This is a genomic window from Pseudomonas sp. Y24-6 (assembly GCF_020295325.1).
GTDB classification, from domain to species: Bacteria; Pseudomonadota; Gammaproteobacteria; order Pseudomonadales; family Pseudomonadaceae; genus Aquipseudomonas; species Aquipseudomonas gregormendelii.
This window is the reverse complement of the sequence record NZ_JACBXG010000001.1, coordinates 347,554-365,668: the sequence shown is the minus strand read 5'-3', so window position 1 is coordinate 365,668 and position 18,115 is coordinate 347,554. Positions and strand designations below refer to the sequence as shown.

The 18,115-nt window shown below is 61.1% G+C and carries 23 protein-coding genes; 10 read left to right on the top strand and 13 right to left on the bottom strand.

The annotated features are described in order from the left end of the window. Window positions 1–45 precede the first annotated feature (45 nt). The 9 genes from HYI44_RS01745 to HYI44_RS01705 all read right to left on the bottom strand — a co-directional run bounded on the left by HYI44_RS01745 (window position 46) and on the right by HYI44_RS01705 (window position 5,076). Window positions 46–1,047 (bottom strand): glutathione S-transferase family protein, encoded by a 1,002-nt coding sequence (locus tag HYI44_RS01745; protein WP_225568601.1) that lies wholly within the window; start codon window positions 1,045–1,047, stop codon window positions 46–48. Window positions 1,048–1,137: 90 nt separating this feature from the next. Further along, window positions 1,138–2,139 carry a glycosyl transferase family protein gene (locus HYI44_RS01740; protein WP_225568600.1) on the bottom strand — a complete coding sequence of 334 codons (1,002 nt, stop codon included), beginning with the start codon at window positions 2,137–2,139 and terminating at the stop codon, window positions 1,138–1,140. Then, a complete protein-coding gene (locus tag HYI44_RS01735; protein ID WP_122839233.1) occupies window positions 2,136–2,471 on the bottom strand; it encodes a TusE/DsrC/DsvC family sulfur relay protein in 336 nt (111 codons plus the stop codon). Before HYI44_RS01735 ends, HYI44_RS01740 begins: the two co-directional genes overlap by 4 nt. Continuing rightward, window positions 2,468–2,761: a sulfurtransferase complex subunit TusB gene (gene tusB, locus HYI44_RS01730; protein WP_122839232.1), complete on the bottom strand. Its 294-nt coding sequence runs from the start codon at window positions 2,759–2,761 to the stop codon at window positions 2,468–2,470. Before tusB ends, HYI44_RS01735 begins: the two co-directional genes overlap by 4 nt. Further along, a complete protein-coding gene (gene tusC, locus HYI44_RS01725; protein WP_225568599.1) occupies window positions 2,761–3,117 on the bottom strand; it encodes a sulfurtransferase complex subunit TusC in 357 nt (118 codons plus the stop codon). Before tusC ends, tusB begins: the two co-directional genes overlap by 1 nt. Window position 3,118: 1 nt before the next feature. Next, entirely contained in the window at window positions 3,119–3,508 is a 390-nt protein-coding gene (gene tusD / locus HYI44_RS01720) for a sulfurtransferase complex subunit TusD (protein WP_122839406.1), read from the bottom strand. Between the two features lie 238 nt (window positions 3,509–3,746). Continuing rightward, window positions 3,747–4,451, bottom strand: coding sequence for a YoaK family protein (locus HYI44_RS01715; protein WP_225568598.1), 705 nt, complete (start codon window positions 4,449–4,451; stop codon window positions 3,747–3,749). 26 nt (window positions 4,452–4,477) lie between these two features. After that, complete coding sequence (locus tag HYI44_RS01710) at window positions 4,478–4,807, bottom strand: DUF6388 family protein (protein ID WP_225568597.1); 330 nt, start codon at window positions 4,805–4,807, stop codon at window positions 4,478–4,480. A gap of 20 nt (window positions 4,808–4,827) precedes the next feature. Next, window positions 4,828–5,076, bottom strand: coding sequence for a hypothetical protein (locus tag HYI44_RS01705; protein ID WP_045062247.1), 249 nt, complete (start codon window positions 5,074–5,076; stop codon window positions 4,828–4,830). Between the two features lie 159 nt (window positions 5,077–5,235). On the opposite strand from HYI44_RS01705, the gene HYI44_RS01700 reads away from it, so the two are divergent. Continuing rightward, window positions 5,236–5,586, top strand: a complete 351-nt coding sequence (locus HYI44_RS01700) for a hypothetical protein (protein WP_225568596.1) — start codon at window positions 5,236–5,238, stop codon at window positions 5,584–5,586. 76 nt (window positions 5,587–5,662) lie between these two features. Here HYI44_RS01700 and HYI44_RS01695 read toward each other — a convergent pair whose 3' ends face one another. Next, entirely contained in the window at window positions 5,663–6,091 is a 429-nt protein-coding gene (locus tag HYI44_RS01695; RefSeq protein ID WP_225568595.1) for a GNAT family N-acetyltransferase, read from the bottom strand. 148 nt (window positions 6,092–6,239) lie between these two features. Between HYI44_RS01695 and HYI44_RS01690 the strand changes: the two genes are divergently transcribed. The 5 genes from HYI44_RS01690 (at window position 6,240) to HYI44_RS01670 (ending at window position 11,015) form a co-directional block, all read left to right on the top strand. Next, entirely contained in the window at window positions 6,240–6,686 is a 447-nt protein-coding gene (locus HYI44_RS01690) for a hemerythrin domain-containing protein (RefSeq protein ID WP_122839227.1), read from the top strand. Between the two features lie 178 nt (window positions 6,687–6,864). Then, entirely contained in the window at window positions 6,865–8,592 is a 1,728-nt protein-coding gene (gene ggt / locus HYI44_RS01685) for a gamma-glutamyltransferase (protein WP_122839226.1), read from the top strand. A 69-nt stretch (window positions 8,593–8,661) separates the two neighbouring features. After that, entirely contained in the window at window positions 8,662–9,195 is a 534-nt protein-coding gene (locus HYI44_RS01680) for a cysteine hydrolase family protein (protein WP_122839225.1), read from the top strand. Window positions 9,196–9,300: 105 nt separating this feature from the next. After that, window positions 9,301–10,452 (top strand): sterol desaturase family protein, encoded by a 1,152-nt coding sequence (locus tag HYI44_RS01675; protein ID WP_263868193.1) that lies wholly within the window; start codon window positions 9,301–9,303, stop codon window positions 10,450–10,452. Between the two features lie 104 nt (window positions 10,453–10,556). Next, window positions 10,557–11,015 carry a GNAT family N-acetyltransferase gene (locus HYI44_RS01670; RefSeq protein WP_225568593.1) on the top strand — a complete coding sequence of 153 codons (459 nt, stop codon included), beginning with the start codon at window positions 10,557–10,559 and terminating at the stop codon, window positions 11,013–11,015. A 2-nt stretch (window positions 11,016–11,017) separates the two neighbouring features. Here the strand turns inward: HYI44_RS01670 and HYI44_RS01665 are convergent, their stop codons facing one another. Continuing rightward, window positions 11,018–12,430 (bottom strand): M15 family metallopeptidase, encoded by a 1,413-nt coding sequence (locus HYI44_RS01665; protein WP_225568592.1) that lies wholly within the window; start codon window positions 12,428–12,430, stop codon window positions 11,018–11,020. Between the two features lie 81 nt (window positions 12,431–12,511). On the opposite strand from HYI44_RS01665, the gene HYI44_RS01660 reads away from it, so the two are divergent. Beyond that, window positions 12,512–13,183 carry a DUF2268 domain-containing putative Zn-dependent protease gene (locus tag HYI44_RS01660; RefSeq protein WP_201147349.1) on the top strand — a complete coding sequence of 224 codons (672 nt, stop codon included), beginning with the start codon at window positions 12,512–12,514 and terminating at the stop codon, window positions 13,181–13,183. A 1-nt stretch (window position 13,184) separates the two neighbouring features. On the opposite strand, the gene HYI44_RS01655 is transcribed toward HYI44_RS01660, so the two are convergent. After that, a complete protein-coding gene (locus tag HYI44_RS01655) occupies window positions 13,185–13,493 on the bottom strand; it encodes an NIPSNAP family protein (protein ID WP_122839215.1) in 309 nt (102 codons plus the stop codon). A gap of 63 nt (window positions 13,494–13,556) precedes the next feature. Beyond that, the gene (locus tag HYI44_RS01650; RefSeq protein WP_225568591.1) at window positions 13,557–14,453 is read right to left on the bottom strand and encodes a DMT family transporter; all 897 of its coding nucleotides are present in this window, start codon (window positions 14,451–14,453) and stop codon (window positions 13,557–13,559) included. Window positions 14,454–14,535: 82 nt separating this feature from the next. On the opposite strand from HYI44_RS01650, the gene HYI44_RS01645 reads away from it, so the two are divergent. From HYI44_RS01645 to HYI44_RS01635, 3 genes are all read left to right on the top strand, one after another. Further along, window positions 14,536–15,867, top strand: a complete 1,332-nt coding sequence (locus HYI44_RS01645; protein ID WP_225568590.1) for a PLP-dependent aminotransferase family protein — start codon at window positions 14,536–14,538, stop codon at window positions 15,865–15,867. A 244-nt stretch (window positions 15,868–16,111) separates the two neighbouring features. Further along, a complete protein-coding gene (locus tag HYI44_RS01640; protein WP_122839212.1) occupies window positions 16,112–16,924 on the top strand; it encodes a carbon-nitrogen hydrolase family protein in 813 nt (270 codons plus the stop codon). An 82-nt stretch (window positions 16,925–17,006) separates the two neighbouring features. Next, window positions 17,007–18,107: a polyamine ABC transporter substrate-binding protein gene (locus HYI44_RS01635; protein WP_122839211.1), complete on the top strand. Its 1,101-nt coding sequence runs from the start codon at window positions 17,007–17,009 to the stop codon at window positions 18,105–18,107. Window positions 18,108–18,115 lie beyond the last annotated feature (8 nt).

Genomic DNA, 18,115 nt, shown 5'->3' with positions numbered 1-18,115 from the left:
ATGCGATCCCCTGTAGGCGCTGCCGAAGGCTGCGATCTTTTGATCTTAATGCTGCTGCCAGACCCCTTTCCCACTCAACCGCGCTCGATCATGCCCGCCATTAAAATCCTGCTGCGGCCCCTTAGGCACAACCCCGGTCGGATTGATGGTCTTGTGACTGCCGTAGTAGTGATTTTTGATGTGGGTGAAATCCACTGTCTCGGCAATCCCCGGCCACTGATACATTTCCCGCAACCAGTTCGACAGGTTCGGGTAATCGGCGATCCGCCGCAGGTTGCATTTGAAGTGCCCATGATAAACCGCATCAAACCGAATCAACGTGGTAAACAGCCGAACATCGGCTTCGGTCAGGTACTCGCCCACCAGGTAGCGATTGGCACCCAATAGCGCTTCCAGCCGGTCCAGCTCCGCGAACACTTCGTCGAATGCCTGTTCGTAGGCCTGCTGCGACGTGGCAAAGCCCGCGCGATACACGCCATTGTTCACTGCCGGATAAATTCGCTCGTTCAGCCCATCGATCTCATTGCGCAGCGCCGCTGGGTAAAAGTCCAGGGCGTTGCCGGTCAGGTCATCGAACGCACTGTTGAACATACGAATAATTTCTGCCGATTCGTTGCTGACGATACGTTGCTGCTGCTTGTCCCAGAGCACCGGCACCGTGACGCGACCGGTGTAGTTGGCGGTATCGGCGGTGTAGCGCTGGTGCATGAAATCAAAGTGATCCAGCTTGTCACCGGTGGAGCCGAGATTCTCGTCGAAGGTCCAGCCGTTTTCCAGCATCAGCCAACTGACCACCGACACGTCGATGAGCCCTTCGAGGCCTTTGAGTTTGCGCAGGATCAACGTGCGATGGGCCCAGGGACAGGCAAGGGAAACGTACAGATGATAGCGCCCGGCCTCGGCGGCAAAGCCACCGACACCGCTGGGGCCGGGCTGGCCGTCGGCGGTCACCCAGTTGCGGCGCTGGGCCTGCTCGCGCTGGAATGCGCCGTCTTTGCTGCTTTCGTACCACTGGTCATGCCAGCGACCTTCAACTAACAACCCCATGTTCAAGACTCCTCAACCAATAAGCATTGGAGAGGAGTCTATTCCGATAGGTTCGAACAAAAAGCGCAAAGGTTGGGCGGTTATGATCGGTTAAATCGATCTGTCCCGGGCTTCCCAGTACTGCCGGGCCGTTTCGAACGCCTGCTCCCGGGGTTGGCCGAGGCCGCGCAAGGCCAGGGCCATGGTCGAGATCAGGGCCATTTGCGGGTAGCTGTCGACCACGTCGCCGCGCCACACCGCCTTCAAGTGTTCAGGGTCCAGTGCAGACGGTTTGACGTGCCGCTGGCTGGACATCTGTGGCCATTCCTCATCCCAGCTGACACCGCCGGTAGTGCCATAGAGGTGGCTGTCGGCGTCCGGGTTGATCTCGATTTCGCCACCATCGCCCTTGACCACGATCGCGGTGTCGCCGAGCAGGCCGCTGGCATCGCGGTGCACCGCCTGGTATCCGGGATGGAAAATACTTTGCAGGCCGCAGCGCGCGCCCAGCGGGTTGAGAATACGGGTCAGGGAATGGATCGGCGAACGCAGGCCCAGGGTGTTGCGCAAGTCGATCATGCGCTGAAGTTGCGGCGCCCAGTCCACCAGCGGCATGAACGCCAGGCCGCCATCCTCCAGCGCGGCACCGACCTGCTGCCAGGTGCGGCACAGCGGGATCTGCAATTGTTGCAGCAACTGCTCGCTGTACAGCCGGCCGGCCGTGTGCGCGCCGCCACCATGCATGAAAATTCGCACGCCGTTTTGCGCCAGGCACTTGGCCGCCAGCAGGTACCACGGCAGGTGGCGCTTTTTGCCGGCGTAGGTCGGCCAGTCCAGGTCAACATTCAACGCTGGCGCCTGCAAACGCTCACGCAAGGCTTCGGTAAAACCGGCCATTTCCTCGGCGCTTTCTTCCTTGTGGCGCAACAGCATCAGAAATGCGCCCAGCTGGGTGTCCTCGACCTGATCGTCGAGCACCATGCCCATGGCGACCCGAGCTTCGACCCGGGTCAGGTCGCGGGCACCACGCTTGCCCTTGCCGAGAATTCGCACGAACTGAGCGAACGGGTGTTCGGCGGGGGTTTCGAGGGTCAGCGCTGGGTAGTCGGTCATAAGCAATTCGTCGGTTTGGGCAGGCCCGCCAGTTTCGCGGCGAGTTTGGCAGGGGTGCCTTTGAACAGTCGGTTGAGGTGCAGGCTGTTGCCTTTTTCCGGGCCGAGCTTCAATGCGGTGTACTTGATCAGCGGTCGCGTAGCCGGGGACAACTGGAACTCGGCATAAAAACTGCGCAACAGGTCGAGGATCTCCCAATGTTCGGGGCCCAGCTCGATGTCTTCGGCGGCGGCCAGGGCGCTGGCCACTTCGGCGGACCAGTCGCTGAGTTCAACCAGGAAACCGTCCTTGTCCAGTTCGATGGCGCGGGCGCCGACTGTCAGCGCATTCATAACCAGCTGTTGACCTTGTCGTAGTGGACAGACAGTTCAACGAAGGCCGGGTAGTCGATGCTGGCGGCCCAGTCCGGAACGTTCACCGCCCGCGCCTGGACGTCTTCGGCCAGCACGAACAGTTTCAGGGCGCGAGTGCTCAGCGCGTTGAAGGGGGCAGTGCCCGGTTGCAAGGCATGGACTGCATCGCCACAGAGCAGCAGCCCATCGTCAGCTCCGATGATGCGCAGGCAACTGGTCAGGCGGTCGTCGCCGAAGGGGGAATGAGACACTACGTGCAAGGTCGACATCAGAGGGTAATCACCTGATCGTAACGGTCAATAAGTGCGGTGACTTCGTGGGCGGCCAGCGCCTGGGCTTCATCCAGCGCAAAACTGCTCAGGCCCCGGGCGGCGGTACTGTCGGCACAGACGAACAACGCTTCTACACCGAACATTGGCAGCGCTTGCAGATTGGCACTGAGGTCTTTCTGCTGCAGGGCCCTGGCGTCCTGTCCGGTGGCGAGCTGGAACACTCCGTCATCGAGAAACAGCAGGCCGATGGGCAGGTCGAAGGCGCCCCCGGCGAGCACAATGTCCAGCGCCTCCCGTGCGCTCGGCCCGGACCAGGGCGACTGGCGGCTGATGATCAACAAGGATTTGGCCATTTTACGCGCCTCCGAAACAGATCAGGCGGTCGGCGTCCTGGACCGCGTCGTGCAACTGGCCGAGGCCGGACAGCTCCCATGGTGCACCGACCGCGACCGAACGCTGGTAACGACTGGCTTCTTCCTCATTCAACACACCGCGACGCAGCGCGGCGGCGATGCACACCACGCCGTCGAGCTGATGGTCGGCGACGAGTTCGCGCCATTGCCGGGGCAGGTCCAGCTCATCCTGGGCAGTCACTACACTGGTCGATGCGTTATAGACGCCGTCCTGGTAGAAAAACAGCCGGACAATCTCATGCCCCCCGGCCAGCGCGGCCTGGGCAAACAACAGGGCACGGCGCGAGGAGGGCGCATGGGCGGCGGAAAACAGCGCGATGGCGAACTTCATGACGGACTCGATCAGCGGAACTGCGAGCATGATAAAGCTTTATCGGCTGTGCGGCGAAGTAGGTTTCTGTAGAGGCCGAGGCACTGTGTGCAGACGCCATCGCGGGCAAGGCTTGCTCCCACAGAGGTGTCGGCCATCCACAAATACTGCGCTCACCACCAATACGCTGTGGGAGCGGCGGTGCGAGGATTCGACTTGCCCGCGAAAGCGGCCGGCGTCTCAACCACGATATTTGGATCTACCGCGGCATATACCCCAACTGCCAACGCCGTGGAATCTTCAGCGACAACACCCCGATCACCCCCGCCAGCAGCCCGCTGACAAACAGCGCCTTGAGCCCCAGATGATGCTCCAGCAGTGCACCGAACACCGCGCCGGCGAACATCCCGGTCCACGGGATCAACTGCACTCGCCAGCCATTGCGCCGTTCGCCCAGCATCCATCGGCCCAGTCCACGACCAAACCGCGAGAGGGCGCCAGTCACGTAGGTGAGCCCGACCGGCAGGCCATTGACCTCTTCCACGGCCGCATTGAGCATGCCCATGGCGATGATCGCCGCGAGCAGGGCGGGCAGCTGATCTGCATATGGCCAGGCCGCCGCACCGCACAGCAGCATGGCGATGCACAGTAATAACGGCAGCGCCCGGCGGCCGCCAACACGGCTGACAACAATTCCCAGGGCATTGCCGACGACGAAGGTGGCGACCAGGATCACCAGGCGCAAGGTCAGGCCCAGATCGCCGTCACTGATGGCCACGGCGAGGCGGGTGGTGTTGCCGCTCATGAACGAGACGAAATCGCCACTGGCCATGAAGCCAATGGCATCGGTCATGCCGGCGAGCACCGAGAGGCTGGCGACCAGCGACAGGCCGATGCGACCACGCCATTTGCGGGCGTGCAGATGGCCGTCGCTGGCTCGGTTACTGGAGGACGATGGCAACATCGGCGCAGGCATCCTTGTGTGATGGGTTAGTGGGCCAACCCATATAACTCGCAATACTCCAACCAGTCCATGCCCGCCATCTCGGCCACTTCGCGGTGAACTTCCAGGCGCTGCGCCTGATAGTCCGCTTCAGTCGCGGCGGTCAATTGCAGCGTCAACTCCCAGGCAAACAGACCCAGGCGCTCGGCCTCGGCTTCGAAGGCTTCGTGCAGCCGTTCTTCGCGATACTGCGCGGCGGTCTCGCCCTTGGCCTGGGCCAGCAGAGGGTTGAGGGTGTCGAGTTCTACGCGCAGTTCAGGGCGCTCGTCGAGAAACTTCTTCAGCGCCTGATCATGTTGCTGTTCGGTTGCTGCCATGGTCGCTCCTTGGCAAGGGATTACGAAGTCTGCTTCTTGCTGGCCTTGGCCGCTGCCGCCAGACACTCCAGGGCAAATTGCTCAGGGTAGGTCATCTGGATTGGCGTGGTCTCGCCCTTGACGGTGCGTTCGCCTTCAAGGATGTAGCGGATGCGCTTGTCGGTCACACCGATGCGCTTGGCGATCCAGGACGGGGTCTGGCCAATCTGGCTGATCAGCTTGTCGGCGTATTCGGCGGTAGGTTTGTAGTATTCGGCGTTGGGTGTCATGACCTTTCCAGAAAATGGCCCGCAAATCGGGCAATCGGACGTTTATGGCGCGACAGGGTGCGCGAATCGTATCGCGGTGTCGCGGTATAAATGAAGTAAAGCAGAATGAAACGCCCTGCCTGGATGATACAGTCGGCTTTTTCCTGATGAGTGAACGCAATGCGAATTCTGCTGCTGGCCCTGGCCGCTACCCTGCTGGCGGGCTGCGCCGGCTCGGTGATGAACGATGCTCGGACCAAAACCCCGTACCAGACCCTGAAGTCGGACAAACCGGAAAAAGTCGTCGCCCAGTGCGTGCAGTTTTCCTGGCAGGACGAAGCGGTTTTCGGCGTCGATGCGGGCGCCTACCTGCAACCGGGCGAGAAGGGTGGGTCGACCGTCTACACCCGTGCTGCGGAGTCGTTCGTGGACGTGACCACGGATGCGTCGGGGACTGTGCTGAGCTATTACGCCCAGCACGACGATTTTGTGGCCAAGCGCCGCTTGGCTGCGTTGGCAACCTGCCTCTGATTCAACGAAATTACACATTTCAACCTGTGAGTGAGCCTGCTCGCGCCCACACGGTGGTTGTGTATCGCCTGGAGGGTCAGGCGATGGTCAGGCGCTTCTGGAAAAAGAAGCGCTTGTGCCCCGGCGGGTAATCGGCGATATGCCCGAACTCGCTATAACCCATCTTGCGGTAGAACCCCGGGGCCTGGAACTCGAAGGTGTCGAGCCAGATCCCCAGGCATTCCTTCTCCCGGGCGTGATCCTCGGCCATTTGCATCAGCCGTGAGCCCAATCCCTGTCCCCGGGCATTTTCCGGCACCGACAGCAATTCGATATATAACCACTGGTAAAACACCTTGCCGTACAAACCGCCGAGAACCTGGTCGTGCTCGTCGCGCACCAGCAAGGCGATCGGCTGCGCTTTCGTAACTCCCGTCTTCGAGGCGTTGTAGGCGCGCAACGGCAGGAGAATCGCCTGGTGCTGCTCTTCAGTGGGGTCTTGCGTGACTTCTATGTGCAGTGTCATCAGCTAAATCCTTATGGCCATGAGTGAATCGGCAGCAGCGTAGCGCGACGCGTGCGGTTTGATCCAGCCCTGGCGTGGAACTGTCGCGCAAGCGCAAATGTCTAGCCTTAACAGCGTCATTCGAGAACGCAGCCGATGAGGAACCACCGTGAATATTTTTGAAGCCTTGCGCGAAAGCCATGACCGTCAACGTACCTATGCCGACGCGCTGATCCAGACCAGTGGCGATACCCCGGAGCGTGCCGAGGCCTACAAGCGCCTGAAGTCCGAGCTGCAGGCACACGAAACCGCCGAGGAGCGGCATTTCTACATCCCGTTGATGGAATTCGACAATGGCGTTGACCTCAGCCGTCACGCCATTTCCGAGCACCACGAGATGGACGAGATGATGGAAACCCTCGACGAGACCGAGATGTCCAGCCCGTCCTGGCTGGCCACGGCGAAGAAATTGTCCGAGAAGGTCCATCACCACTTGAAAGAGGAGGAGCAGAAGTTCTTCCAGATGGCCGGCAAATTGCTGAGCGACAAGCAGAAAGAGACGCTGGCAGGGCAGTACTTGAAGGAGTTCGACGAGCAGCTCGCTCAGGCGTCCTGAAGGGCTTCTTCGCCTCGAATTTCGCCCGCAACCCCGGGGGAGCGCCGGGGATTGCGACCGGTGAAGGACAATGCGGCGCCGGGGAGGCGCAATACGCAATCGCGACCATACTTCGTACTGCTCTTGAAGCGTTCACTCTGTTTGTCCCCCGAAACTGAAAACAAAAAGAGACTGAATCATGAAGTTCGAACCTTTGGCCAAATCGCTGATAGCGACCTCCCTGGCGCTCAGTTGCCTGTCTGCTTATGCGGCCTCAGTGGCCCCGGTCGCCGCCGAAAACGGCATGGTCGTCACCGCCCAACACCTGGCCAGCCATGTGGGTGTCGATGTGCTCAAGAACGGTGGCAACGCCGTCGATGCTGCCGTCGCAGTCGGCTATGCGCTGGCGGTGGTCTATCCCGCAGCGGGCAACCTTGGCGGTGGTGGTTTCATGACCATCCAGCTGGCCGACGGACGCAAGACCTTCCTCGACTTCCGTGAAAAAGCCCCGCTGGCCGCCACTGCCGACATGTATCTGGATAAAGAAGGCAATGTCGTTCCGGACCTCAGTACCCGAGGCCACCTGGCAGTTGGCGTTCCGGGCACCGTGTCGGGCATGGAGTTGGCCCTGTCGAAGTACGGCACCAAGCCGCGCAAGGAAGTGATCGCCCCGGCGATCAAGCTCGCTGAGGACGGTTTTGAGCTGCAGCAGGGCGATGTCGAGCTGCTGGAATACGCTACGGACGTGTTCAAAAAAGACATGAAGGATTCCGGCTCGATCTTCCTGAGCAACGGCGAGCCGATGCAGGTCGGGCAGAAACTGGTGCAAAAGGACCTGGGCAAAACCCTGCGGGAAATTTCCGAGAAGGGCGCCGACGGTTTTTACAAAGGCTGGGTTGCCGACGCTATTGTCACGTCCAGCCAGGCCAACAAGGGCATCATTACCCAGGCCGACCTCGACAAATACAAGACCAGGGAACTGGCACCCGTAGAGTGCGACTACCGGGGTTATCACGTGGTCTCGGCGCCACCGCCAAGCTCCGGCGGCGTGGTGATCTGCGAGATCATGAATATCCTTGACGGCTACCCGATGAAAGACCTGGGTTACCGTTCGGCCCAGGGCATGCACTACCAGATCGAAGCCATGCGCCACGCCTATGTCGACCGCAACAGCTACCTCGGCGATCCGGATTTCGTGAAAAATCCCATCGAACACCTGCTGGACAAGAACTACGCGACCAAAATCCGCGCCGCCATCGACCCGAAAAAGGCTGGCGTGTCGCGCGAGATCAAGCCCGGCGTTGCGCCCCATGAAGGCAGCAACACCACCCATTACTCGATCGTCGATAAATGGGGCAATGCGGTGTCGGTGACCTACACCCTCAACGACTGGTTTGGCGCCGGCGTCATGGCCAGCAAGACCGGGGTCATCCTCAACGACGAAATGGACGACTTCACCTCGAAGATCGGCGTACCGAACATGTATGGCCTGGTGCAGGGCGAGGCCAACGTCATCGCTCCCGGCAAGGCGCCGCTGTCGTCGATGAGTCCGACCATCGTGACCAAGGACGGCAAGGTGGTGATGGTCGTCGGCACCCCCGGGGGCAGCCGCATCATTACCGCAACACTGCTGACTATCCTCAACGTGATCGACTACGGGATGAACATCCAGGAAGCGGTGGATGCCCCACGTTTCCATCAGCAGTGGCTGCCGGAAGAAACCAACCTGGAAACCTTCACCACCAGTCCCGACACGGTGAAGATGCTCGAAAGCATGGGCCACAAGTTCGCCGGGCCCCAGGATGCCAACCACGTCGCGGCGATTCTGGTCGGCGCGCCTTCGCTTGAGGGCAAGCCGGTTGGCAAGAACCGCTTCTACGGAGCCAACGACCCGCGGCGCAATACCGGCCTGTCACTTGGCTATTGAAGGTTGTATTTAAAGGGGGACAGATCTATTTTCTGTTCCCCCGCACCACCCACTCAAGGAAGGACAATCATGACCACCGCACTGCTGATCGTCGACGTACAGCACGCCTTGTGCACCGGCCAGTACCAATGCTTCGATATTCAACGGGTGATTGCCAACATTAACACGCTCAGCGCCAGGGCAAGGGCCGCCAGCATCCCGGTCGTGCTCATCCAGCACCAGGAAAAGGGCGACTTGCTGCAACATGGCTCCGAGGGCTGGCAACTCGCCAAGGGACTGGACACTTCGCCCGAGGACCTGCGAATAGGCAAGACCACCGGGGACTCCTTCTACCAGACCCCACTTGAAGCGTTGCTGCTGGAGCGTGAGGTTGACCGCCTGATCATCTGCGGCCTGCAAACCGACTATTGCGTAAACGCCACCGTCCGCCAGGCGCATGCCCTGGGCTACGACGTGGTACTCGCCGGCGACGCGCATTCCACGGTCGATAACGGCAATACCACCGCCGAAGACATCATTGCCGAACACAACAAAACCCTGGCCCACCTGACCGGCCCGGTAGGCCGGATCGATATAACAGCGGCCAACGAAATCAAACTTTAACGCCGAACCACGGCTACACTTATCGCCTGTTCCACCAACCCACATCCTTCCCTGGCATGAGGCGAATCTGTCGTGGAAGTTGTCGCACTTCTCTCTGGCTACCTGATGGCGTGGGTGATCGAGCCGGTCGCCCATCAGTTCGTTGGCATCTTTGACCTCAATGGCCGCTTTGGCCTGTTGTTCCTTGGCGTGTCCTACTCGGTCGCCTACAGCCTTTTTCGTTACCGCAGGCGTCGCGGTTTGACTGACGCTTCATCGTTCTGGCAATTCATCGGCGCCGGCAAGGTGCATTTCCACCCCTCTGCATTACTGGATTACCGCTACTACTTTGTGCGCGCCATCCTCAAGGTCGCCCTGGTGCTGCCGATCGTCGGCATCGTTGACCCGCACATCCTGCGCTCGGCCGACTACGTTGGTTTTTTCACCAACCTGTGGGGCGCTCGCGTGCAAGTGCAGCAACACCTCGGCCTGTCATTGCTGTACGGACTGGGTGTTTTCCTGGCGCGAGACTTCACCCATTACTGGACCCACCGCGCCTTTCATACGCGCTGGCTCTGGGCGTTCCACAAGGTCCACCATTCGGCACAGGTATTGGTGCCGGCGACAGCCAGCCGCGTGCATTTCCTGGAGAAGGTGGTGGAAAAGCTCTCCATCAGCGTGATGGTCGGCGCCTATGCCGGCGTATTCTGGTATGCCTGTGGCGGCGAGGTCAGCCGCTACACCCTGTTCGGCGTGACCTACCTGGTGTTCATCCTCAACGGGCTGGCGGCGAACCTGCGCCACAGCCACGTGTGGTTATCGTTCGGCCCAGCCATCGAACATGTGCTCAACAGCCCGGCCCAGCACCAGATTCATCACAGCGATGCGCCGCGCCACTTTGACAGGAATTTTGGCGTCAACCTGTCCCTGTGGGACTGGATGTTTGGCACGCTCTATGTCACTACGTCCAAGCCTGAGTCGCTGCAGTTCGGTATCGGCTACCAGGAGTGCGACCGGTATCGGACCCTCTACGGCTTGATTGTCAATCCGTTCGTTGAAACGGCGGATAAATTACGGCCTGATCGGGCGCGAGTGTCACGGTGTGCAGTCATTGAGCAGCCCACTGTCGCCGCTACTGGCCGGGTATCGTGGCGCGCTCGATGGCAGCCGGCACCGCATACACCTTGTACCAATGATTCATCCCTTCAATGGCAGTCTTCGCCGGCGCACTGTCACGGGCCCCCACCAGTTCCGCACAGGCCTGCGCCTTGGCGATGAGGGGGGGAGCTGTAGGAGCTGCCGAGTAAAACGAGGCTGCGATCTTTTGATCTATCCTTGCCTACCAACAATACCGCAATCCACCCCCACGGAGACAATCCGCCATGCCCCTCCAGGCCCTGCGCGCCGACGCCAGTCACCTCGACCTCATCGCTCCGTTGTTCGACGCCTATCGCGTTTTCTACCGCCAACCTTCGAACCTGGTGCAGTCGCGCGCTTTTATCGCCGAGCGTATCGCCCGGGACGAGTCGGTGATTTTCCTTGCCCAGGACGCCACAGGCGAGGCGCTGGGATTTGTCCAGCTGTTCCCGACCTTTTCCTCCATCGACGCGCACCGTACGTGGCTGCTCGGGGACCTGTTCACCACGGCCAATGCCCGCGGTCGCGGAGTCGGGACTTTGCTGATGAATACGGCACGCTCCTTTGCCGTGTTGTCGGGCGGCAAAGGCATGGTGCTGGAAACCGCTACCGACAATTTCAACGCCCAGCGCTTGTACGAGTCACTGGGCTACGTGCGCGACAGTGGTTACTACACCTACTGCCTCGATTTGCAGCAGCGCTGAAGTCAGCGTGCCGGCAGGCCCCAGGACGCGCGAACCTGCTCGTACTGCGCCTCGGGCATTTGCACCAGCACTGGCAATTGCCGAGGGTCCAGCCAGCCAAGCAAGCGGGTGATGTCCGCCGTGTCCATGGCCGTGCAACCCGCCGTTGGCGAGGTGGGGTTGCGCCAGATGTGGAAGAAAATGCACGAGCCTGCGCCGCGGGTCGCCGGGGTGTTGTGATCGATGAAGATGCCTTGGCGATACAGCACGTCCTCGCTGCGCATGCGCTCGGAGCTGTTCCAGTCTTTGGCAATGGCGGCGCCGTCGACCAGTTCGTTGTAGCGCGTGGATTGGCTGTCATCCACGCATTCGGTGGATGGCGTCAGCGCCAGGTAAGGCAGCTTTGTCGGCGCGGCTGGATCGAAACCGAATGCCGTGCCCAAGGTGAATACACCGGCAGGTGCCTTGCCGTCGCCTTCACGTTTGACCGGGCCTGGGCCGGGTTCGAACGAACCCTTGCCCCAGGCCATCCCGTGCTTGCCAACTACTACCGCAAAGGCGTCGCCGGCTTTGCGCAAGGTGCTGCCATCGCGTTCATAGCGCTGGGCGCTGCCCTGGATGTCGTCCCAGCTTTTGCTGGTGACCACGATCAATTGCTGGCTGGCGTCGATCAGATCGCGAGCGCCCAGGGGGGTGATCGGGAAGTCCATCACCTGTTTTTTCGCGCCTTCGCCCGCGTAGGTGAAGTGCCACCACTCCTTCGAATAGCCGGAAAAGCCCGCCTTTTCCATCGCGCTGGTGAGCCGCTGGCGATTGGCTTTTGCCGTGGCATTGATCGCGGCGCTGGCGGTGTGGGCGCGCTCGTCGAAACAATCAAAACCGGTGCCCATGTCGACAGCTCCATCATGCCACCGCTGGTCAACGGGCGCGGTGCAGTCTGCCTGCGAAGCTGCCGGCGTCCATTTGGCGGCTGGCAGCGCTTGCGGTCCGGTCAGGGTCAGGTCGACGGTTGAGCCTTTGGAGTGGCCGGAAACCCGCGCCACATAACCCAGTCGCCAGAAGTCCTGCTTATCTACCCGAGGGTAAAACTCGGTCTTGCGCGGGTCGCCCGGCTCTGTCGCAAAGCGGCCCATGTCGGCCACTGCGCGGTTGGGACGATAGCAGTCGAAAACCTTCAAGCCATAGCCTTCGGCCCGCAGGGATGACTGCACCCGGGCCAGGGCCTGTGCGGTCTCCAGGGACAACAGGCACTCGGCGGCGCCATACCCTTCAAGCGCGCGACCGGTGAAGTTATGGGCGCTGGCGTAGCGCATGTCCTGCTCGATGCTCGGGTCGATAGTGCGCAAATACACCATGTGCCCGGGCCGGGACTCGGCGCTGGCCGTGGCCACCATGGCAAGGTTCAGAAGGGCGAAAATTGCAGTTCTCAGGCGCATGGTCAGAGTGGCTTCCGGTGGATATGATTGGCCGCTTGGCTGGCTGAGCTTAGCCTCCACAACGATAGAAGGGATAGATGAATGGACTCATGGACGCTGCATTGGCTGGAAGCCTCGGGCGATCTGGCCGGGTTTCGCGCGGATTTGGCTGGCGAATTCGCCGCCGCCTACCAAACCCTCTCGCGCCTGCTGCCGCCGCCAAGGCTGGATATTCTGATCCAGGTACTGCCCGGCGAAACCATCCCGGAAATGGGCATCGTCGGGCGCGCTTATCGCAGCAGCATGTTCTCGATGACCCTGGATCCGGCCAACCCGAATTTCCTGGCGAGCCTGCGCAATGGCACGCTGCACCGGCAGATCATCCATGAGGTTCATCACTGCCTGCGCATGGCGGGTCCCGGCTACGGCTGGACTCTCGGCGAGGCATTGGTCAGCGAGGGCCTGGCCGGACAGTTCGTCCGGCATCTGCTCGGCAGCACAGCGGAACCCTGGGAGAGCGCGGTAAACCGCGAGGATCTGCTGCGCACTCCGACCGATCGCCAGGCCCTCGACGCAGCGTACTACGACCACAGCGCGTGGTTCTTCGGCACCGGCGTTCATCCAAGATGGCTGGGCTACACCCTTGGTTATCAGATGGTGGAGCAGTGGCTGGCGGGGGCAGGTGACATTGACGCGGCGACCTGGATCAATGTCCCTGCCAGCTTGATCATCGATTCGGCAGTCGAAGCAGGGTTGGTTTTACAGAAAACCTGAGTTAATCCCCAAACACCGGCCGGAAAAAACTGCGCTCATAGCTGAGAATGCACTTGGTTTCCTCAGCGTACTTGAAGGCGGCAATGCACTCCGGGTCTTGCATCGAGTCCTGGCGATAACGCTCATACTCCGCCAGGCTCGCAAAGGTGAACATCGCCATGGCGATATTGTTGGCGCCCTCGGAAGGCAGAAAATAGCCGTGATGCTGCCCGCCGAATTTTTCAACCAGTGGAATCCACAGCTTCGCGTAGTACTCGAACGCTTCGAGCTGATAGGGATCAAGCACGTACTTCAGATAACAAGTGACCACGATGTTTCCTCAATAATTGCCAATCAAAGTGCTATGAAATCACGGATCGCCCTGGCCCGAATCTTACCTGGAAAACTTTTTCGCCCCGGCCACACATAAAATCACCGCCACCGTCACCCCCAGCATGCCCGGGCTGACCTGCTCATGCAGCAGCGTGGCTGCCAGAGCCAGGCCGAAAAACGGCTGCAGCAACTGCAACTGGCCGACTGCCGCGATACCGCCCTGCGCCAGTCCGCGATACCAGAACACAAAACCCACCAGCATGCTGAAAATCGACACGTACCCCAGGCACACCCACGCCGAGGGCGTGATGCCCGAGAGGGTCGGCGGCGCGAGCCACCAGGCCAATGGCGCCATCACCGGCAACGACAGCACCAGTGCCCAGCAGATTACCTGCCAGCCACCGAGGGTCCTGGACAGCTTTGCGCCTTCGGCATATCCGAGGCCGCAGGCGAGGATCGCCGCCAACATCAATAAATCGCCGATGGGCGAGGCGGTCACGCCTTGGGAGAGAGCAAAGCCGACTACCAGCAGGCTGCCCAGTATCGAGAACAACCAGAACACCGGTCGCGGACGTTCACCGCCGCGCAGTACGCCAAACACCGCCGTGGCGAGGGGCAGCAAGCCGACGAAGACGATCGAATGGGCGGATGTCACATATTGCAGAGCCAGGGCGGTCAACAGCGGGAAACCCAGGACAACACCCAACGCGACGATGGTCAGGGGCACCAGTTGATGCCGCGCCGGGCGCTTTTCCCTGAACAGCCACAGCATGCACAGCGCCAGCAACCCTGCAATGCTGGCGCGGGCCACCGTGAGGAACACCGGATCGAACTCCAGCACGGCCAGGCGGGTGGCGGGCAGCGAGCCGCTGAAGATCAGCACTCCGATAAAACCGTTGAGCCAGCCGCTCGCGGACTTTTCCCGGCCAGGGTTTTGCAGGCTTGATGCACGTTCCATTTCGTCACACTCAAATTTGCAGAAAGCCATCCTAGGGTCGAGAATCAATAACAATCAAAAAATTGTCATGGATACATCGCCCATGCCGCGCTCGCGTTACAAATTCCTGGTGGATACCTTTGCCGCCGATATCCGTGCCGGTCGCCTGCTGCCGGGCACCCGCTTGCCGACTCACCGCCAACTGGCCACCCGTGAAGGTCTGGCGCTGGTGACCGCGAGTCGGGTGTACGGCGAGCTCGAAGCCATGGGCCTGGTGAGTGGCGAAACCGGGCGCGGCACCTTTGTCCGGGAGACTTCGCTGCCGCCCAACCTGGGCATCGACCAGCAGGAAGTCGTCGCTGGCATGATCGATCTCAACTTCAACTATCCGTCGCTGCCGGGGCAGGGCGAAATGCTGCGCAGTGCATTGCGCCAGTTGGCAGCCGGCGGTGACCTGGAGGCGCTGTTGCGCTATCAACCCCATGCGGGGCGCATGCACGAGCGTGCGTCGGTGGCGCGGCACCTGGGCGCGCGCGGGCTGACTGTCGATGCCGCTCAAGTGCTGGTGGTCAGCGGCGCCCAGCATGGCCTGGCGGTGACGATGATGGCGCTGCTCAAGCCGGGCGACGTGATCGCCGCAGACGCCTTGACCTATTCGGGCTTCAAGGTGCTGGCCGAAGCGCTGCACCTGGAAATCGCGCCGATTCCTGGTGGCGCCGGCGGGCCGGATCTCGAGGCCCTGGAAAAACTTTGCCGCAGTCGGCGAGTGCGGGCGGTGTACAGCATGCCGACGCTGCACAATCCCTTGGGCTGGGTGATGCCTGCCGCGCAACGTGAGCAATTGGTGGCAATTTCGCGCAAGCACGGGCTGCTGATAATCGAGGATGCAGCCTACGCGTTCCTCTGCGAAAACCCGCCGCCACCGCTGTTTACGTTGGCGCCGGAGCGGACCGTCTATGTGTCCGGTTTATCCAAGAGCATCGCCACCGGCCTGCGCATCGGTTTTGTCGCCGCGCCTCTGGACAAGGTGGCCGCCATCGAGCGCGCTATCCGGTCCACCACCTGGAACACCCCGGGGGTGATGACTGCGATTGCCTGTGCCTGGCTGGACGATGGCACGGTGATGCAACTGGAAACCCAGAAGCGGGCCGACGCCCAGGCCAGGCAGATCGTTGCGTTGCGTGCGCTGGATGGGCTGCGCTGCGTGACGCATCCGTCGTCGTATTTCCTGTGGTTGCCGCTGGGCGAAGATGCCCGGGCGGACCAGATTACCAAGGCGTTGATGGAGGAGAGTATTGCCGTTTCGACGGCCGAGCCGTTTGCCACTTCGGCGCATGTCCCCCATGCGATTCGCCTGGCATTGGGGTCGGTGGACATTGATACGCTTGGGCAGGCGTTGGCTCGGGTGAAGTGGATGGTGGAGGCGTATTCGTAGGCGGGCAAGATCATAAAAGTCGCGTGCAAGCCTTGCTCCCACAGTGTCCTTGCCGATCAGAAAAAAGTGCCATGCTCGCCGGCCCTGTGGGAGCGAGCCTGCAGCTTCAAACCCATTGTCTACCCCCTGGGGGTTACTCACTCAGCGTGATAGGAATTTTTTTGGTGATACGCATACTTGCCTGGCCGCTGGCAAAAGTCATCCGTTTCCTGGCCGGGACGTATTTCACCTCAAAGGTCCGACAATGAAGCTTGAACTCATACAGATGGCGGGTCGCGATGGCGATGTCGCCTACAACCTGCAGCGCACCCTGGATGCCGTTGCGGCCTGTGCGCCAGGTACCGATATCGTGATTTTCCCGGAGTCGCAGATCACCGGGTTTCTCGATCGCGCCAATATTGCCGCACTGGCCGAGCCGCTGTCCGGGCCCAGTGTCCAGGCGATCTGCCAGGCGGCCCGGGAGCGTGACGTCGCGGTGGTGGTGGGGCTGATCGAACGCGATGGCGAGCAGTTCTACAACACCTTGTTGTTCATTACCCCGCAAGGCATCGCACTGCGTTATCGCAAGACGCACCTGTGGGTGTCCGAGCCGGGCCTGGTGCTGCCGGGTGATCGCTACGCCACGGTGCAATGGCGCGGCGTGCGAGTCGGATTGCTGATCTGCTACGACATCGAGTTCCCGGAAAGCGCCCGGGCCCTGGCGGAACTGGGCGCGCAACTGATCCTGATCAGCGACGGCAACATGCACCCCTACGCTCGGGTGCACCGCACCGCAGTCGCCGCCAGGGCCCAGGAAAACCAGGTATTCGCGGTGATGGTCAACCGCGTGGGCGAGGGTGATGGCGAAACCTACGCCGGCGGCAGCACCGTGGTCGACCCCTTCGGCCAGCGCTTGCTGGAAGCCGGAGCGCAGGAGTGCCGACAAGTCGTCGAACTGGACATGGCGCGGATCGCTCCGGCCCGCGCGCTGTACGACTACCACGCGGAAAAACGCTTCGGCTTGCCGGGCGAGTTGATCGAACACCCCGACGGTCGCCGCGAATGGTTGATTCCCTAAAGCAGCGCTTTTGCAGCTCAACGATAAAAACAATCACAGCGGCCGATGTGTCTTCAAGAACAGATCAGCCAAGGAGCACCTCATGATATTCAAGCGATTGCTGCACGCAGGCCTGGTCGTGCTCTGCGGTTCCAGTGTTGGCACGAGCTGGGCCGATGCCCCGAGCGTGAATCTCTATAACTGGTACGACTTTATTGCCCCCGAAACGCCCAAGGACTTCCAGAAGGACAGCGGCATTTCCATCGTGCTGGATACCTTCGACAGCTCCGAGGTCATGCAGAGCAAACTGATGGTAGGGCGTACCGGCTACGACGTAGTGGTGGTCACCGCCGACGTACTGCCGAACCTGATCAAGGCCGGAGTGCTCCAGGAACTGGACGCCAGTCAGTTGAGTAACCGTTCCAACCTCGACCCGGACATTCTCGCCAAGGTAGCGATCAACGACCCGGGCAACCGATACGCGGTCCCGTATATGTGGGGCACTACCGGCATCGGCTACGACGTAGAGCAGATCAAGAAGGTGTTGGGCGCCGACGCCCCCGTGGACTCCTGGGACATGATCTTCAAGGAAGAAAACATTGCCAGACTCAGCCAGTGCGGGGTGGCGATGCTGGATTCCCCCGGCGAGATCATCCCCATTGCCTTGCACTACCTGGGCCTGCCCGCCGACAGTCAGAACCCGGAGGACTATCGCAAGGCCGAGGCGCTGCTGCTGAAGATCCGCCCATACATCACCTATTTCGACTCTTCAAAGTTCATCACCGACTTGGCGAACGGCAATATTTGCGCGGTCGTGGCCTGGTCGGGCGGGGTGCATGACGCTCAGGTGGCGGTGGCGAAGGCGGGCAACGGGCGCCAGCTGGTTTACCGCATTCCCAAAGAGGGTTCGTCGGTGTGGGTGGAGAACCTGGTGCTGCTCAAGGACGCCCCGCACTCACCCCAGGGTTTGAGTTTCATCAACTACATGCTGCGTCCCGAAGTGATTGCCAAGAGCTCGAACTACCTGGGATACCCCAACGCCAACAAAACGGCGACGCCCTTGGTCGATCAGGTTCTGCGGGACAATCCGGGCGCCTATCCGTCGGCCGCGACCCTCGCCACATTGTTCCCCGGCAAACCGCTGCCACTCAAGACCGAACGCATCCGTACCCGGGTCTGGACCAAGGTCAAGAGCGGAACCTGACTGGCGCG

Excerpts from the sequence above, each read along its gene's own strand:
- HYI44_RS01705 (WP_045062247.1), bottom strand. The coding sequence starts at position 5,076 with ATGACACCCAACGCCGAATACTACAAACCTACCGCCGAATACGCCGAC.
- HYI44_RS01710 (WP_225568597.1), bottom strand. The coding sequence starts at position 4,807 with ATGGCAGCAACCGAACAGCAACATGATCAGGCGCTGAAGAAGTTTCTC.
- ggt (WP_122839226.1), top strand. The coding sequence starts at position 6,865 with ATGAAGTTCGAACCTTTGGCCAAATCGCTGATAGCGACCTCCCTGGCG.
- tusD (WP_122839406.1), bottom strand. The coding sequence starts at position 3,508 with ATGAAGTTCGCCATCGCGCTGTTTTCCGCCGCCCATGCGCCCTCCTCG.
- HYI44_RS01745 (WP_225568601.1), bottom strand. The coding sequence starts at position 1,047 with ATGGGGTTGTTAGTTGAAGGTCGCTGGCATGACCAGTGGTACGAAAGC.
- HYI44_RS01665 (WP_225568592.1), bottom strand. The coding sequence starts at position 12,430 with ATGCGCCTGAGAACTGCAATTTTCGCCCTTCTGAACCTTGCCATGGTG.
- HYI44_RS01635 (WP_122839211.1), top strand. The coding sequence starts at position 17,007 with ATGATATTCAAGCGATTGCTGCACGCAGGCCTGGTCGTGCTCTGCGGT.
- HYI44_RS01680 (WP_122839225.1), top strand. The coding sequence starts at position 8,662 with ATGACCACCGCACTGCTGATCGTCGACGTACAGCACGCCTTGTGCACC.
- HYI44_RS01660 (WP_201147349.1), top strand. The coding sequence starts at position 12,512 with ATGGACTCATGGACGCTGCATTGGCTGGAAGCCTCGGGCGATCTGGCC.
- HYI44_RS01735 (WP_122839233.1), bottom strand. The coding sequence starts at position 2,471 with ATGAATGCGCTGACAGTCGGCGCCCGCGCCATCGAACTGGACAAGGAC.
- HYI44_RS01645 (WP_225568590.1), top strand. The coding sequence starts at position 14,536 with ATGCCGCGCTCGCGTTACAAATTCCTGGTGGATACCTTTGCCGCCGAT.
- HYI44_RS01650 (WP_225568591.1), bottom strand. The coding sequence starts at position 14,453 with ATGGAACGTGCATCAAGCCTGCAAAACCCTGGCCGGGAAAAGTCCGCG.
- tusB (WP_122839232.1), bottom strand. The coding sequence starts at position 2,761 with ATGTCGACCTTGCACGTAGTGTCTCATTCCCCCTTCGGCGACGACCGC.
- HYI44_RS01740 (WP_225568600.1), bottom strand. The coding sequence starts at position 2,139 with ATGACCGACTACCCAGCGCTGACCCTCGAAACCCCCGCCGAACACCCG.
- tusC (WP_225568599.1), bottom strand. The coding sequence starts at position 3,117 with ATGGCCAAATCCTTGTTGATCATCAGCCGCCAGTCGCCCTGGTCCGGG.
- HYI44_RS01670 (WP_225568593.1), top strand. The coding sequence starts at position 10,557 with ATGCCCCTCCAGGCCCTGCGCGCCGACGCCAGTCACCTCGACCTCATC.
- HYI44_RS01715 (WP_225568598.1), bottom strand. The coding sequence starts at position 4,451 with ATGTTGCCATCGTCCTCCAGTAACCGAGCCAGCGACGGCCATCTGCAC.
- HYI44_RS01695 (WP_225568595.1), bottom strand. The coding sequence starts at position 6,091 with ATGACACTGCACATAGAAGTCACGCAAGACCCCACTGAAGAGCAGCAC.
- HYI44_RS01675 (WP_263868193.1), top strand. The coding sequence starts at position 9,301 with ATGGCGTGGGTGATCGAGCCGGTCGCCCATCAGTTCGTTGGCATCTTT.
- HYI44_RS01640 (WP_122839212.1), top strand. The coding sequence starts at position 16,112 with ATGAAGCTTGAACTCATACAGATGGCGGGTCGCGATGGCGATGTCGCC.
- HYI44_RS01700 (WP_225568596.1), top strand. The coding sequence starts at position 5,236 with ATGCGAATTCTGCTGCTGGCCCTGGCCGCTACCCTGCTGGCGGGCTGC.